Here is a 14,441-nt window from a genome sequence, read left to right on the forward strand (position 1 = left end):
CTTTTTAAAATTAGTCTCTACTGATTTCAAGAATCTCGAACTTCATGATTCCATTAGGAACCTGGATCTCAGCTACATCTCCAACAGATTTGCCAAGAAGTCCTCTTCCGATAGGTGAAGTTACTGAAATTTTTGCAGCTTTTAGGTCTGCTTCACTTTCAGCTACTAATGTATAGGTAATCTCCATTCCATTAGCTTGATTCTTTATTTTCACTTTAGATAATACTAAAGCCTTAGACATATCTAACTGAGATTCGTCTATCAACCTAGCATTAGCTACTACTTCTTCTACTTTTGCTATTTTTAGTTCTAATAAACCTTGTGCTTCCTTAGCGGCATCATACTCTGCATTCTCAGATAAGTCTCCCTTATCTCTCGCATCTGCAATAGCTTGAGATGCCTTTGGACGCTCCACACTCTTCAACTGCTCTAACTCGTCTTTTAGTTTTTTAAGACCCTCCGCAGTATAATACGAAATCTTACTCATAATTAACACGTTTATATAAATAGAAAAAATCCCATAAAAACGGGATTCTTCGCTATAAAGATATTTTTATTTTTATCGTTAAATCAATAATTAACTGTTCTACTATATTTGTCAAAGTTAAATAATTAAATTTGTTTTTCAAATAGTTTATTAAAATGAAGAAATTATTTCTAATCCTATTTACTTTACTAATATCTACAGCATGTAGTAAAAGTGGTAGTGGGTATCACAACCCTTATCTACCTAATGTAAAAGTCAATCTTATGGTGAATTTATATCAAGCAGATGCAGACTTTCTAAGATATCAGAACGGTACTTATGTGAATTATAGTCAAGGCATTATAGGTGTAGCAATATTCAACGCTGGCTCACAATATTTCGCTTATGATCTAACCTGTCCTGACCATGCGTTTGACCCTGTAACGTCTAGATTAGTACAGAAAACGCCTAACGATGCGTATGTCTACTGTACCAATAAACTTCAACATAATGGTGAAGAACCTGCCTTCTATCTAGGCAATGGGCAGTCTATAAAACCAGGGTTAAAATACAACCAACTGAAGCCTTATCCAGTAAGAAAAAGTGGTGACAATATCTTCGTGACTTACTAATAAGTAAATCTAATCATACTATATCAATACTCCTTCATTGGAGTATTTTTTTATAGATTACTCTCTTGTGGAGATGGTTCGGGTAGAGATTTAGTACGGTTCGGTAAACCCCTTCTCAACCCAAGTAAATACTAGTTATTACCGAATAGCTTCCGAACGACATAAAAACAAAAAAGAATAAACACTTACATTTCAATCACTTAAAACAAAAACAATTCTCCATTATAAGTCAAAAAGAGCAAATAGAGTCATTATCTCCATATCAGTTCATTATACCTCATAAGACCTACAGCATCTTACTGATAGCAACATTACGATAAAACAAAACTAAAAAAACCACCATATCGCTATGGTGGTCTCTATAAATAATCTAGCCTATTAGATTGTTTATTAATATGGATTAGAACTTAATAGTCAGTCCTGCTAAGATATTAAACTCTGCCTGTGGATAATAAGCAGGTCCCCATTCTGGGTCATAATATCCATTAGACATATACTTCACATTAAATATATTATTTGCTAATACAGATACACCTACTGATCGTACCCATCCTTTAATCGGGAACTCATAAGTAGCACTTAGATCGTTGATAAAGTATGAATCAAGCTTTGATTCCTTAGCATCTAAGTTGGCCATATATTGTTCTCCTACGAACTTCGTTAGAAGAGATACACTCATCCCCTCTACAGGTAAATACGTAATGGCATTAGAAGCAATAAAATCAGGAGAGAACGCGATATTCGTAGTGCCTAGATTTACAGGTAGTCCATCTACTGTAGTCATAAAGTTCTTATTCTTATTAGCACTAATAGTCATACTAGGTGCCCAAAATAACTTATCTAATATTCTCACATTCGCATCGATCTCGATACCTGCTCTATAACTATCACCACTATTTGCTCTTAACATGGCTCCTACATCGTTTATTTCTCCTGTTAAGATAAGTTGGTTTCTATACTTCATATAGTACGCATTCACATTCACAGTAGCACGGTCTCCTTTAAATCTCCATCCTAGCTCATAGTCATCCATGCTCTCAGACTTAGGTTTTCCTTCGCCTTCGTAGTCCTTTCTATTCGGCTCTCTATTCCCTTTAGCATAAGAGAAATATAGTTGGTTCGAATCATTCAGTTGATAAGTAATACCTCCTTTTGGGTTAAAGAAGTTAAATTTATCATCTACTAACCCTGTCTCGATACCGTTAGCTTCATAAGTAACACGTCTATACTGCATATCTCCATATAAGCTCCAATGATCAGCGAACTGCCAAGTAGCTTTCGCGTAGAAGTTAAGATCTGTCTTTACAGCATCGTCTCTGTAGTACTCATAGTTAGGTGCTATCTTCACAGGTTCTCTAGTCCACAACACATTACCGAAGTGGTCTCCTTCGTATTTATTAGCTCCTCCACCTAAGATTACATTAAGCTTATCTGTAGTGTAGTTCGTATTAAACACCATACCGTAGAAATGATTCGCTAAACTCTTCTGTCTGATAAGGTCTGTCTTATTTACCTCCTTACCGTCTACGATAATAGGTTGGAATCCATAAGTCTTAAACTTCTGGTTCGTCTTATAGTTCTCATAGTATCCATCGCCCTTAGTATAATGAAGTGATACGTTAGATGACCATGCTGGTGACCACTTCTCACTCCAATGTAACTGATAGTGCGTCTGGATATAATTATCAGTCTCATTGTCATAGAACTGTGTATTGCCTTGATCATCCTTATACTTCCCTGCAGGGTTATAACGACGACCATACTTATCTATGTCTGCCTGAGATACACCATTCCACGCTTGATAGGTCTTCTGTTTACCACCGAATACGACAGCCTTCACTAATGATGTCTCACCTACATACAATCCCTGTAAGTAATATGACTTCATTCTAGAAGAAGCTCGGTCTATATACCCATCAGACTTCATATCTGATAGACGACCCGCAATCTCGAACTTATCATTGATCAATCCTGTGCTAAACTTCACAGTAGACTTACGCGTATTATAACTTCCGAAAGAATTAGATATTTCTCCATTCGCCTCATGTGAGAAGTCATCTGTCTTTAGATTAAGACTTGCACCAAATGCTGCTGATCCGTTAGTAGAAGTACCTACACCACGCTGTAACTGTAGATTCTGAACAGATGATGTGAAGTCTGGCATATTTACCCAAAACGAACCTTGTGACTCTCCATCGTTATATGGAATCCCATTTAAGGTCACGTTGACACGTGTAGCGTCTGATCCTCGTACCCTGAAGCTAGAGTACCCTATCCCATTACCGGCATCTGTAGTAGTCACTACTGAGGTCATATAAGACATGATGGTAGGGATATCTTGTCCGAGATTGCGCTTTCCGATCTCATTCTTAGACAAGTTAGCATAAGCGATAGGTGTCTTCTCATCTGCACGCACAGCTGATAATACGATCTCGTTAAGTGTTGATTGTTGAACAGAATCTTTAACTTGTTTCTCTTGTGCATAGGTCGAACTTACACAAACAGCAGTTAACAATAAAGATTGAAGTAATGTTTTTTTCATTCGTAAAAAAAATATCTACAAATAAAAGGGGCAATTATTCTTATTAATTAATAATTACACTAGTCCACAACAGTTCTAGAATGAACTGTATATACTCCCTTGGCAGCATTACCCGCCCAGGTTCTATGGGTATGATCTCAGCCGTACGGCACCCCTTTGAGATTTATGGTACAAATATAGGCTGTTTTTCTAGAGAAAAACAACTATATCTAAGAAGAAGAGATGTTTAACACCTTTTTGATTAAAACACTCTCTTTCTCAAGGCTTTCTTTAAAGAATTCTGTTGTTTATTGTCTTTTCTTTTTTGCAATACTCTACGAGGAGTTTTCGTCTCTCTACGTTCTTTCTCGATGTGTAGTCCTATCGCTAATAACTGAAAGAAACGATCAATGACAATCTCTTTATTCTTAACCTGACTACGTGTATTATCCGCGTCTAGAATAAGTACACCTTCTTTATTAAATCTATTCTTCAGACGTTCTAATAGCAGTGTTCTCTCTTCTTCTGTTACTCCTTGAGAGTTTAGACAGTCCCAAGACAGAACCACTTTAGACGATACTTTATTTACATTCTGACCACCAGCTCCACTACTGCGCACAGCCTTAAATGTCAGTTCTCTTTCGATTATTTCTCTAAGCATTTTTCTCTATTTATTGTTTTATACCACGATATATAAGCCATCGTAGCTAATACTGTAAAGATAGCAAATTGTACTGCTAATATCCCATATCCTCTATAAGCATATAACGGAACAGAGATAATATCTCCTATAATCCACAGTGTCCAGTTCTCTATCTTCTTTAGTGCCATATAGTACATTCCTGTGAAGAAGATACCTGATGTGATAATATCTATATAGTTCTCAGGTAGGATCTCTTTGCCAGAGAAGTGATATACGCCATAGATGATCACAAGAGTAACTGCGAATATGATAAGTCCTTTTATCTTCTCACTAGTGTTCGTACGACTAATCTTCAGAAGAGTATCTCCGTCTTTCTGTCTAGACCAGTTATACCACCCATAAACACTCATGATAGAATAATACCCATTCAAAATCATATCTCCATAATATCCTATCACATAGAGTAAGTAAACAGTGATAATCGTAGCAATAATGCCTGTAGGGTAGACAAGGATGTTCTCCTTACCTGCATACCATACACTCATAATCCCAAAGATAAATACGATAGATTCTAACACTATCTGAAGCGTACTAGCCTCTCTATATGCTCCAAAAAAAAAGTCAATCATAACAAATACACTTAAAATAAAAAACCGCACTCTTCATGGAATGCGGTTCAAAAGTATAATATATCTTTCTAATTAGTTGTTTCTACTCATTACAATTCTCAGAATATACCAGAAAAGTAACATTAACGAAGCAAATAATGATAGAGCAGCTGGTACGTGTTGGTTAGCTGCGTATTCATTTTTAATCTGCCATGTAGAGTATAAGATCGATCCAGAAGCTAAAGCTACCATCGCTAAAGAGAACCATAACCCAAGGTTAAATCCGAAGATCATACCACAAATAATAGTACCTAAAGCTAAAAAGAATCCAATGCTAAGGATAGACCTCATAAAAGAGAAATTAGCATTAGAGCTAAATACTACTCCAGTCAATCCTCCAAATAAAGCCAATGTCATAATACCTGCCTGAGAAATCAGAGTAAGGTCATTAGTCATAGACATAGCGATATATAAAATAGGCACAAAGATAAATGCCTCTGCTAATACATATAGAAACAGTCCTGCATACTGCACCTTTCTATCTACTGAGTTATCAGCAAGTCTCTGTGCATACCAAGTGATCCCCATAAAGGCACCTAGCACGATCAACCATGAGAACTTACCCATCCCAATAATAGTAAACATCCCTTCTACAATGAAAGGAGTGTTCAACATAATAGCCTCTAATACAATAAAAGCTAATACTCCTGCTGCTAAAGTAGCATACGTCTTTTTATAAAACTGTGCTCTTACTACTTCAGATTCCATAGCTACAGGAAGCGTGTAATCAACATTTTCAAAATTGTTTTTCATCATCTATATTTTTCTCAAAAGTACTAATTATCTTTTTAAAATTACAATAGCATTAAGACTCTAATGCATAAACCAACACAAAGTTATCTAATTCTATTGTTTTATATTCGAATTTTTGATTAAAAACTTCATTATTAACAAAACATTCTTTCGTTTTAAGTTCTACCTGCATATCACTTTTAAAACTTAGGCTACGTGACTCACACATCTTAAACATAGCTTCTTTCGCACACCATATCTCTGTCAATGTATCAATCTCATCCAAAGCATTGAAAGCTGTGTTTAGTTCTTCTTCATTGCAAAACTTATTTGCAATACGCTTTATCTTATCGCGCTTCATCTCTACATCTATACCTACATTCTCCTTACCAATGATAATACTAGCATACTCAAATGAATGCGAAATAGAGATAAATGAACCATCACTAAGACTAGGTCTACCGTTTATATCATAACACAAGTCGTTATCACTATATCCTCCATTGTGCAGCAACTGTCTGACTGCCATAAATCCCTTTTGGTGCACTTCAGATTTCATTCCTTTTAATCGCTCAGCAGAGCGCTCTTGTAGCATAACACCGTTCATCAGTTCCTCGAGATTCTCTTCTACTTTCCAAACTAACACCTTGTAGGTTATTCCTTTGATTTCTTTTACTAAAGGCATCTTATCTATTTAATTACGCAGACAAATATACTTGAATAATAAAAAATCTTAAAGAAACATTTTACTCAATGGTATATACAGCTTTTATAAGCTACAAAAAAAGCCGCTCGAATGAGCGGCTTTAACTAATCAATAATTTATATTTTTTTAGAAAGTCTTAGGCACTCCTACATCCCATGTAGAGAATGCTATACCTTCTTTACTTCCAATAAAAGTAACGACTGGATTAGAATACTGGATTTTAAAGTTCTCTTGTTTAACAAAAATATTCTCTTGCATTAAACCATGATTAAACTTCTGAAGTTCTTGAGGAACTCTTGCTGCTCCTCCATACCATTTACCTTCTGCAACCTTAACAGCTATATCTCCATCAAGATTCTTAAACTCATAATAATAATTTACTCCTTTATATCTATATCTGATGTAACTAGATTCTCCATTATCTTCTTTATCATTAAAGTTAAATATAATCAAATCTAAATTATATCCTCCTAATGCAGTTTTCCCTAAATCATTCAACATCTTTAAAAATAGAGGAGAATTACTTTTAGAGTTAATTAATGAAGTATTACTTTGAAACTGGAATAACCTATCTTGCTTAACCTCAGGCGTATTCAAAACTTTCTTATAGTCTGAGTAAGTATTAATTGGTGCAAAACTATATTGAATAGATGCAAAATTTCCGTTTGCATTATATTCAAAATCACCTGTTTTCGCATTATAATCAAACTGTGTAACCAAATCGCTTCCAACTTTAAGTGCAGGTGCTACTTTTATACCTTGAGGGTTAAAACTAATACCAAAAGCAGAGCCATCAACTACATTATCTCCCCCTTCGATCTCAATAAATCTAACAGAAGGAGAATATGCTAAATCGTATGCTTTCACTTCGCCAGTTGTCTTAATTTGTAAAGTTCTAAAATAGGGTTTATCTAAAGAAGACATTTTTCCAATCATTGATGGAATCGATTTAAAATTCTCCCAATCTTCTTTAGTCGCTTTTACAAAAACAACTTCTCTATCCTTCTTCGCTGTTCTAAAATGAATTTCATTCTCTGTATTACCAAAGTAACCAAATTGATATTCACCATAGTAACCTTGACCAGATTCATAAGGGGAATTTATTGGATCAGACAATTCATGGATTTTTGTACGGGTAGTAAATATTAAACTTGTTGTAGCTCTTTGTTGAATAGTGTATTCACTATTTTCAATTGTTTGTCCAGAAAGATCAAAATCAGATACCATTTCGACATTACGAGCATCTTTAAACCTCATTAAATATGTAAATCCTCCTAGTCCATCTGTATCAGTAAAATATACTACTCTCCACCCATATTCAGAAGAAAGTAATAGATCTTTTAGCTTTTTCTCTTGTTCAGAAAGTCTTTCTGCTACAGATTTATCAAAAACTCTATCTTCCTCTTTTTGACAAGAAACTACTCCAGCAAGAATTATTGTCGCTAAAAAAGCCTTTGCTATATATTTTTTCATAATTAAAAGTCTTTATAATATTATTCTTCTACCTCACCCGATACTACAGCATTAGTATTTCTCTCTGCAGCATCACGTAAAGCATAAAAGTCCATATCGAATTGCTCTTTAAAGTACTTTTCTACAATGTCAATCTTACGTTGAATAACAGCTCTACCTGGTTCTGGTACAGTTAACATAAATGCAGCCAATTCTGTTTTACTTTTTTCAAGTACAAAAGATGCAGTCTCAGCAAAATCTTCATCATAGTTGTTACGAGCATAAGGAGTAACAAAACCAAGAGCGTTACTTGCTTTTGCAGTTTGATTATACCAAGAAGAAGTATACCCTCCACCTTTTGCGACATCAGTCCAAGCTGTTAAGTCATAAGGCTTAGTTTGGTTTAAAATATGGATATACTCGTGTTGTATAGTATGTACAAACTGTTTTACATTATCTATGTTTTTTAAGTTTAAAAAATCAGTATTATACAATGTGATTTTGGCACCACCCCCAGCATCACCTAATACAATTGTACCATTGTGATTTAGGTTATAACTACCTATTAAGTGCAATTGTCTAGGAGCTATCTTTTTTACAAAATCTTCACCTCCTATTTCAGAGTAACTATCAATCCAAATCTTCTTAATAACTTGAAGAGCTGGTTTAACACTAGACACCTTTGGAGGATATAGCGTTTTATCAGCTTTACCCATTGCTTCGTCCCATAAATAGGTAGCAGCAATATTATAAGGTTTAGTATATTTAGCTTCAATCCACAGATCTAATTCTGTTTTTGGCTTTTCTGTTGTATCAAAAATAGATTCACTGCGCAATGAGTCATCTTTAGAACAAGCAGTCATTAATAGCGTCGTAGTAAACACAATACTTGCTCCTTTAACTATATTTTTAATTATCATAATTACTTGATTTTATTGTATTTATCTTGGATTAGCTGGTATTCCTCTATCTAAAGCAACCTGTGGTAACTGTAATTGATACCTCAAATCACCTTTTTGAAGTATATGTTCTGAACCACCCGTTAGTTTGTGTTTAACCTCTAAATTAAATCTTCTAATATCAAACCAACGATATCCTTCTTGGAATCCTTCTCTTCTTCTCATTTCCGATATTGCCTCAAGCATAACGGCCTGTTCTCTATTAATTTTTGTTATGGGCGAGTACTTTCCTTCCTCATAACCAATCAACTTTTCAATATCCTCATACTGTAAAATTCCTATTAAACTTTCAGGTTTAAACTGTGGAGGAAGCTCTGTTCTTAATAACACTAAATAAGTATACATTTTAATTGCTTCATCAATTCTATTCTCCATCACAAAAGCCTCCATACGATCTAAATACAACATATCATTTGAAAATAGTACAAAAGTAACATGAGGAATACCTGTCATATTAGTGAAGTCATTAATCTTAAAATATTCATTAAACTTAGGAACATAAAAAGCGTCATTATTACTATAGTTCGCATTAGGATAATTCCAATTCATTGGCGACTTAATAACTTCTGAAACTGGATTAGTACTTGAACTAAACAATCCTTTATCTCCCTTAGTTGCTTCTCCTTGAGTAAGTACAAATCTAGATGCATAAGTAGTTCTCTTCTTTCTAGAAGGAGATGTTACTACTAACAGGTTTGTGTCTAACTCTGTTCTCGAGAAGTGAATTTCATTTTGAGCAGTTGAAAAATCAGCAGTACCAGCAACATCTCTTAGCTTACCAATAGGTAAATCTCCTAACGTATTAGAATATTCAATTGACTTAGCAAACTCTCCTTTATATAGATAAAAACGAGCTGCAAAAGCCTTAGCAGAAGCTTCTGTAAAATGATACTTAGCTATATTTGCTGATTCATATTGAGCTCCTTTAATTCCAATAAGTCCTTCAAGTAAGTCTTGTTCAATTAACTTATATACCTCTGCAACACTAAGACGTTTATATTCTTTTAAAAGTACATTTTCTACTTCAGTAACATAAGGTATCCCTAGATCACTTTCAGCTGTAGCAGGATTATAGTGCTTAGCCCATAAGTTTACTAACATAAAGTGATTATAAGCACGAGCTAATAATGCCTCCGCTCTTAAATGAGTTAATCCATATTTAAAAGAAGGTTTATTTGCATATTCCTTTTCCATACTAGATAAAGCATCTAATGCTGCATTTGCATTTGCAATTGCCTCATAACAAGCCATCCAAAACGCTTTTGGTGTTTCATAACTTTCTTCCGTATTCACTACCCAAGTAAAGTTCTGCTCGCTTTGTAATGTTGATTGATTTAGTTTTCCGTTGTCAATAACGTTATCACTCATCTCTTCTGCAAACTCAACATGTGTAGCAGAAGGGTAAGCACCTACTAATAATTCACTAACTTTTTTAGGTGTATCTATTTGGGTTCTATTGTCTGGTACTTCCGAAAGAAAGTCACTACACCCTACTGTAGCTGTAGCCAAGAACAATAAACCAACTAATATCTTTACTCTCTTCATAATAATCTATAATTTAAAAACCAACATTAAGTGTCAATGTATATTGACTTGTTTGTGGCATTGCTACCCCTCCTGTTCTGTAGAACTCTGGATCCTCTCCATTTAACTTCTTATCAGCATAGATTAACCATGGATTAGTCGCATTAAAACGCAATGAGAAATTAGACATTTTCATAGATCGCTTAAAGTGATCAGGGAATTCATAAGTCAAAGAAACATTCTTTAATCTCACAAAACCTCCATCAGCTACACGCTCTGAAGAATAATTATACGTATTATATCCTCTTAAAATTGATGTAGCCCCTACTGTATTAGCTGTTGTTAAATCAGGAATTGTAGGAACATTTGTAAAGTTCTCATCTCCTGGGTTAATCCAACGGTCTTCAAATGTTTTACCAAATACATCCGTATCATTGTATCTACTTGCATAAGATGGATATAATCTGATCTTATTTCCTCCTGAAGCAACAATTAAGAAATTTAAGCTCCAGTTTTTGTAAGTGAATGTATTCGTTAACCCTAAAGTTTTATTTGGCTCAATAGATCCTTCATACTTTAAGTATCCTGTTGGATTAGTTGTATCTTGGAAATTTGCTCCCCCAATAACGTTTGTTTCACCAGGTGCTTGTGCAAATGTTGGTAATCCTAAGTGATTCAGTCCCGTGAATTGGTATGAATATAAAGAGTTACGAGGTTTTCCTACAACGTTACCTCCAAATCCTTGAACTAAATCAAGTACACGTGGAGTATTTTGTAAACTAGTAACTTCTTGATCATAATAAGAACCATTAACTGTAGTTGACCAACTAAACTCAGGAGTTTTGATATTAGTTGTAGTAATTCCAAACTCAACTCCTCTAGTACGCATATCTGCATTATTACCGAGTTTAATTTCCTGACCTCCAATACCTGAAGTTCTGATATAATCAATTAAATCAAATGCTTTTCTCTCGTAAACATCTGCCACTAATTGCACTCTATTATTCCATAATCCTAAATCAACACCTACGTTTAATTCGTGCTGTTTCTCCCAAGTTAAATCAGTATTTTGAAGATCTTTAATACTAATACCATTCTCTATATTACCTAAATTAGGTCTAGGAGTAACATAAGGTTTATAAATAGCTAAAGAATTCGTAGCTGGTCCTGATGTTGCAGTTAAACCATAAGAAGCGCGTAAAGCTAAATTACTCACCGTATGTGAGTTCTCCATAAACTTTTCACTAGAGATATTCCACTTTCCTGAAGCAGTCCATGTTGGTAACCATCTAGAAGAACCTGTATCCCCCTGTCTATTTGATCCATCATAGCGTCCTGTTAGAGCCACAGTATAACGTCTATCATAAGTATATGCCGCTCTAGCAAAAAAAGCAACTGTTCGCTCTCTCTCTTCTCCATAGTTAAAATACTCTCCTCCTTGTTCTAACAATTTACGCATTGCCAATAACTCTGGATAAGTAGTCATCCCTTTGTCAAATTGAACTCCTTGCGCTAAGAAATAATCCTTATTACGATTTACAACTCTCATCTCTGTTCCTCCGAATACATCTAATTCATGTACATCGTTAAACACGTTATCGTAAGTAAAACTATTTCTCAATAAGAAAGAAGTCATATCATTCGTATATGTTCTCTTTAATCCTGAATTTGTCATGATAGGTGTTGGAGGTAATGCAGCATTATTAGGATCTTTATATAAGAATATATTTTGATCACGTTCTACAGTAGACTCATCAGCATTATACGCTGCTATTACATTTGAATCTTGAGTTACGTTATGTACACGTTTAGTTGTAGCATAACGAGCTGACCCACTTAGATTATACGTTAAGTTAGGTAGTATTTTATAATCAATATCTGCTTGGAAACGAATATCTTTTACATCAATATCCATATAGTTATTGTCTAACTCATTCATGATATTGAATGGAGCCCAATTACTTCTGTAATACTCATAATTACCTTTATTATCATAAGGACGCAATGTTCTAGTTGTATTTAAAGCATAACTAAATGGATTAATGTCAAAATCACGTTTTACAGAGCCATTTACTACATCTTTCTCAGCATCATAAGCTCCAGGTGCTTTTTGATCACGTACAGAAGCAATTGATGATAATGAAATTTTTAATTTGTCATTAACAAAGAATGTATTTTTTAAGTTCATTGTTAAACGATGTACTTTATCAGCAATAGACCATCCCGAATCTGCTAAATAACCAACAGAAGCAAAATATGCACTATTCTTTCCTCCTCCGTTAAAACTTAATGAATGCTGTTGCACAATAGATGGTCTAAACAATTCTTTAAACCAATTTGTATTTGCTTTTTCATGTGTTTGTAGAAAGCTATTCTGTGCAGCCTGACTATTATACACTCCGTACTGATTATGTACAGGATCATATTGGTTCATAGCGCGATACATGATACCATAAGCCCCACTGTTACGCCCATATAACATAGAAGAGTAATCTAAATACCCTTTGCTTTGAAGCTCTCGATAAACCATCATATTATCTTGAGAGTTCATCACATCATATTGGCTATACTGAGGTATAGGACGCAATGTATTCTCCATACTATAACTGATACTCATAGGTGTTTCTCTTCTACCAGATTTAGTAGTGATCACCACTACCCCATTCATAGCACGAGAACCGTAGATAGCCGTTGCAGACGCGTCTTTAAGTACATCTATACTCAATACATCATCTGCATTAATTCCAGACAAAGCAGAACTCAATACAGATTCAGAGTTACCTGATGCCAATTGTTCAAAAGATACATTGATAATATCCTCTTGAACCACCCCGTCAATAACCCATAGTGGTTTAGTATCTCCCATAATAGAAGAAGCTCCACGAATAGTAATTTTAGGAGCAGCTCCGAAAGTACCTGAAGGGTTCTGTATAGTCACCCCTGCTACCTTACCTTCGATCATTCTACTCACATCCGCTACCCCATCTACCTTAAGATCTTTCGCTTCGATACGACTTACAGCTCCAGCCTCCTTACGTTTAGTAATAGTCTGATACCCTGTATTAATCACTACTTCGTCAATCATCTCCGTTGCTTCTCCTAAAGAAACATTGATAACTGCTAGCTCTCCGACTTTCTTCTCTGCTGAATTGAATCCCATGAATTCAAACACAAGAACGGCGTCCTTACCATTTACCTTAATAGAGTAATTTCCATCTATATCTGTCTGTACTCCCTCTTTAGTACCTTTGACAAATATAGTAGCGCCAGGCAATGATGAACCATCATCAGAAGCCACAACTCTTCCTTTAATTACCTTTTCTTGCGCATACACACTTCCAGTAACTGTAAGTGCTAATGAGAAGAAAAAGAATTTAAGTAAACCTTTCTTCATACTTGTTAACTATTAATTAATTTATCATTAACAAATAAATAACATAATATTATCAAAAACTAGAGGTAATGTGATTTTTATCAAATTATCATCATAATACACTATTTATTAAATAATATAAACTTTTAAATATATTTAATAAAAATTACACACTATAATTTATTTATATTAACTAATATGTCAGATAAGGTCAATAAAAAAGGGTATACATAAAGTATACCCTTTTTTATTATCACAAAGCGATTTTAAGAAACCACAGTCATAATATTATTGTTTCTTTAACAAATCTCTGATTTCTGCTAAAAGATCCTCTTGAGTTGGTGCTGGTGGTCCTGCAGGTGCTTCTGGTGCAGCCTCCTCTTTCTTTCTTAATGAGTTAACTCCTTTTACTAAAAGGAATACACATAGAGCTAACAATGTAAAGTTGATTACCTCTGTAATAAAGCTACCATAAGCAAATACAACATTACCATCTATTCCTCTTGCTGCTGCTAGAGGTGCCCCATCAGGTGCATCTCCTTTTAACACTACATACATATTAGTGAAATCAGGTGTTCCGATGATAGCAGATACTAATGGCATAATAACATCGTTTACAACACTCGTTACAATTTTACCGAATGCTCCCCCGATGATTACCCCTACCGCTAGGTCCATTACATTGCCTTTGACAGCGAATTCTTTAAATTCTTTTACAAATCCCATAGTCTTTATTGTTTAAGTTTTGAATAGTTAAAAATATAA

12 protein-coding genes and 1 riboswitch are annotated in these 14,441 nt (G+C 34.6%); of the genes, 1 reads left to right on the forward strand and 11 read right to left on the reverse strand.

What is annotated here, in order from left to right; translation table 11 throughout:
* Positions 1–10: 10 nt before the first annotated feature.
* Positions 11–487: a transcription elongation factor GreA gene (greA, locus tag BK054_RS03815; RefSeq protein ID WP_006262289.1), complete on the reverse strand. Its 477-nt coding sequence runs from the start codon at positions 485–487 to the stop codon at positions 11–13.
* Positions 488–642: 155 nt separating this feature from the next.
* On the opposite strand from greA, the gene BK054_RS03820 reads away from it, so the two are divergent.
* Entirely contained in the window at positions 643–1,098 is a 456-nt protein-coding gene (locus BK054_RS03820; protein ID WP_071306929.1) for a Rieske (2Fe-2S) protein, read from the forward strand.
* Between the two features lie 400 nt (positions 1,099–1,498).
* Here the strand turns inward: BK054_RS03820 and BK054_RS03825 are convergent, their stop codons facing one another.
* The 10 genes from BK054_RS03825 to mscL form a co-directional block, all read right to left on the reverse strand.
* Positions 1,499–3,640: a TonB-dependent receptor gene (locus BK054_RS03825; protein ID WP_071306930.1), complete on the reverse strand. Its 2,142-nt coding sequence runs from the start codon at positions 3,638–3,640 to the stop codon at positions 1,499–1,501.
* A 77-nt stretch (positions 3,641–3,717) separates the two neighbouring features.
* Positions 3,718–3,806, reverse strand: a riboswitch (TPP riboswitch).
* Positions 3,807–3,881: 75 nt separating this feature from the next.
* On the reverse strand, positions 3,882–4,280 hold the full coding sequence (gene arfB, locus BK054_RS03830; protein WP_006259754.1) for an alternative ribosome rescue aminoacyl-tRNA hydrolase ArfB: 399 nt from the start codon (positions 4,278–4,280) through the stop codon (positions 3,882–3,884).
* A complete protein-coding gene (gene pnuC / locus BK054_RS03835; protein WP_006264587.1) occupies positions 4,265–4,891 on the reverse strand; it encodes a nicotinamide riboside transporter PnuC in 627 nt (208 codons plus the stop codon). The genes arfB and pnuC overlap by 16 nt, the downstream gene beginning before the upstream one ends.
* A gap of 72 nt (positions 4,892–4,963) precedes the next feature.
* The gene (locus BK054_RS03840; protein ID WP_006264586.1) at positions 4,964–5,686 is read right to left on the reverse strand and encodes a Bax inhibitor-1 family protein; all 723 of its coding nucleotides are present in this window, start codon (positions 5,684–5,686) and stop codon (positions 4,964–4,966) included.
* 49 nt (positions 5,687–5,735) lie between these two features.
* Complete coding sequence (locus tag BK054_RS03845; RefSeq protein ID WP_006264585.1) at positions 5,736–6,347, reverse strand: 4'-phosphopantetheinyl transferase family protein; 612 nt, start codon at positions 6,345–6,347, stop codon at positions 5,736–5,738.
* 147 nt (positions 6,348–6,494) lie between these two features.
* Positions 6,495–7,841, reverse strand: coding sequence for a DUF4302 domain-containing protein (locus tag BK054_RS03850; protein WP_006262293.1), 1,347 nt, complete (start codon positions 7,839–7,841; stop codon positions 6,495–6,497).
* A gap of 20 nt (positions 7,842–7,861) precedes the next feature.
* Positions 7,862–8,740 (reverse strand): putative zinc-binding metallopeptidase, encoded by an 879-nt coding sequence (locus BK054_RS03855; RefSeq protein ID WP_006266768.1) that lies wholly within the window; start codon positions 8,738–8,740, stop codon positions 7,862–7,864.
* A gap of 21 nt (positions 8,741–8,761) precedes the next feature.
* Positions 8,762–10,324 carry a RagB/SusD family nutrient uptake outer membrane protein gene (locus BK054_RS03860; protein WP_006262295.1) on the reverse strand — a complete coding sequence of 521 codons (1,563 nt, stop codon included), beginning with the start codon at positions 10,322–10,324 and terminating at the stop codon, positions 8,762–8,764.
* A 13-nt stretch (positions 10,325–10,337) separates the two neighbouring features.
* Positions 10,338–13,697 (reverse strand): SusC/RagA family TonB-linked outer membrane protein, encoded by a 3,360-nt coding sequence (locus BK054_RS03865; protein WP_006262296.1) that lies wholly within the window; start codon positions 13,695–13,697, stop codon positions 10,338–10,340.
* A 267-nt stretch (positions 13,698–13,964) separates the two neighbouring features.
* Positions 13,965–14,402 (reverse strand): large conductance mechanosensitive channel protein MscL, encoded by a 438-nt coding sequence (gene mscL / locus BK054_RS03870; protein ID WP_006259762.1) that lies wholly within the window; start codon positions 14,400–14,402, stop codon positions 13,965–13,967.
* Positions 14,403–14,441: the final 39 nt, after the last annotated feature.

The sequence above is a fragment of the Myroides sp. ZB35 genome, from assembly GCF_001865835.1.
GTDB classification, from domain to species: Bacteria; Bacteroidota; Bacteroidia; order Flavobacteriales; family Flavobacteriaceae; genus Flavobacterium; species Flavobacterium odoratimimum.

Bases quoted from the DNA above. Each gene is read 5' to 3' on its own strand.
- pnuC (WP_006264587.1), bottom strand. From the start codon at position 4,891: ATGATTGACTTTTTTTTTGGAGCATATAGAGAGGCTAGTACGCTTCAG.
- BK054_RS03850 (WP_006262293.1), bottom strand. From the start codon at position 7,841: ATGAAAAAATATATAGCAAAGGCTTTTTTAGCGACAATAATTCTTGCT.
- greA (WP_006262289.1), bottom strand. From the start codon at position 487: ATGAGTAAGATTTCGTATTATACTGCGGAGGGTCTTAAAAAACTAAAA.
- BK054_RS03845 (WP_006264585.1), bottom strand. From the start codon at position 6,347: ATGCCTTTAGTAAAAGAAATCAAAGGAATAACCTACAAGGTGTTAGTT.
- BK054_RS03840 (WP_006264586.1), bottom strand. From the start codon at position 5,686: ATGATGAAAAACAATTTTGAAAATGTTGATTACACGCTTCCTGTAGCT.
- BK054_RS03865 (WP_006262296.1), bottom strand. From the start codon at position 13,697: ATGAAGAAAGGTTTACTTAAATTCTTTTTCTTCTCATTAGCACTTACA.
- BK054_RS03825 (WP_071306930.1), bottom strand. From the start codon at position 3,640: ATGAAAAAAACATTACTTCAATCTTTATTGTTAACTGCTGTTTGTGTA.
- mscL (WP_006259762.1), bottom strand. From the start codon at position 14,402: ATGGGATTTGTAAAAGAATTTAAAGAATTCGCTGTCAAAGGCAATGTA.
- BK054_RS03855 (WP_006266768.1), bottom strand. From the start codon at position 8,740: ATGATAATTAAAAATATAGTTAAAGGAGCAAGTATTGTGTTTACTACG.
- BK054_RS03860 (WP_006262295.1), bottom strand. From the start codon at position 10,324: ATGAAGAGAGTAAAGATATTAGTTGGTTTATTGTTCTTGGCTACAGCT.
- arfB (WP_006259754.1), bottom strand. From the start codon at position 4,280: ATGCTTAGAGAAATAATCGAAAGAGAACTGACATTTAAGGCTGTGCGC.
- BK054_RS03820 (WP_071306929.1), top strand. From the start codon at position 643: ATGAAGAAATTATTTCTAATCCTATTTACTTTACTAATATCTACAGCA.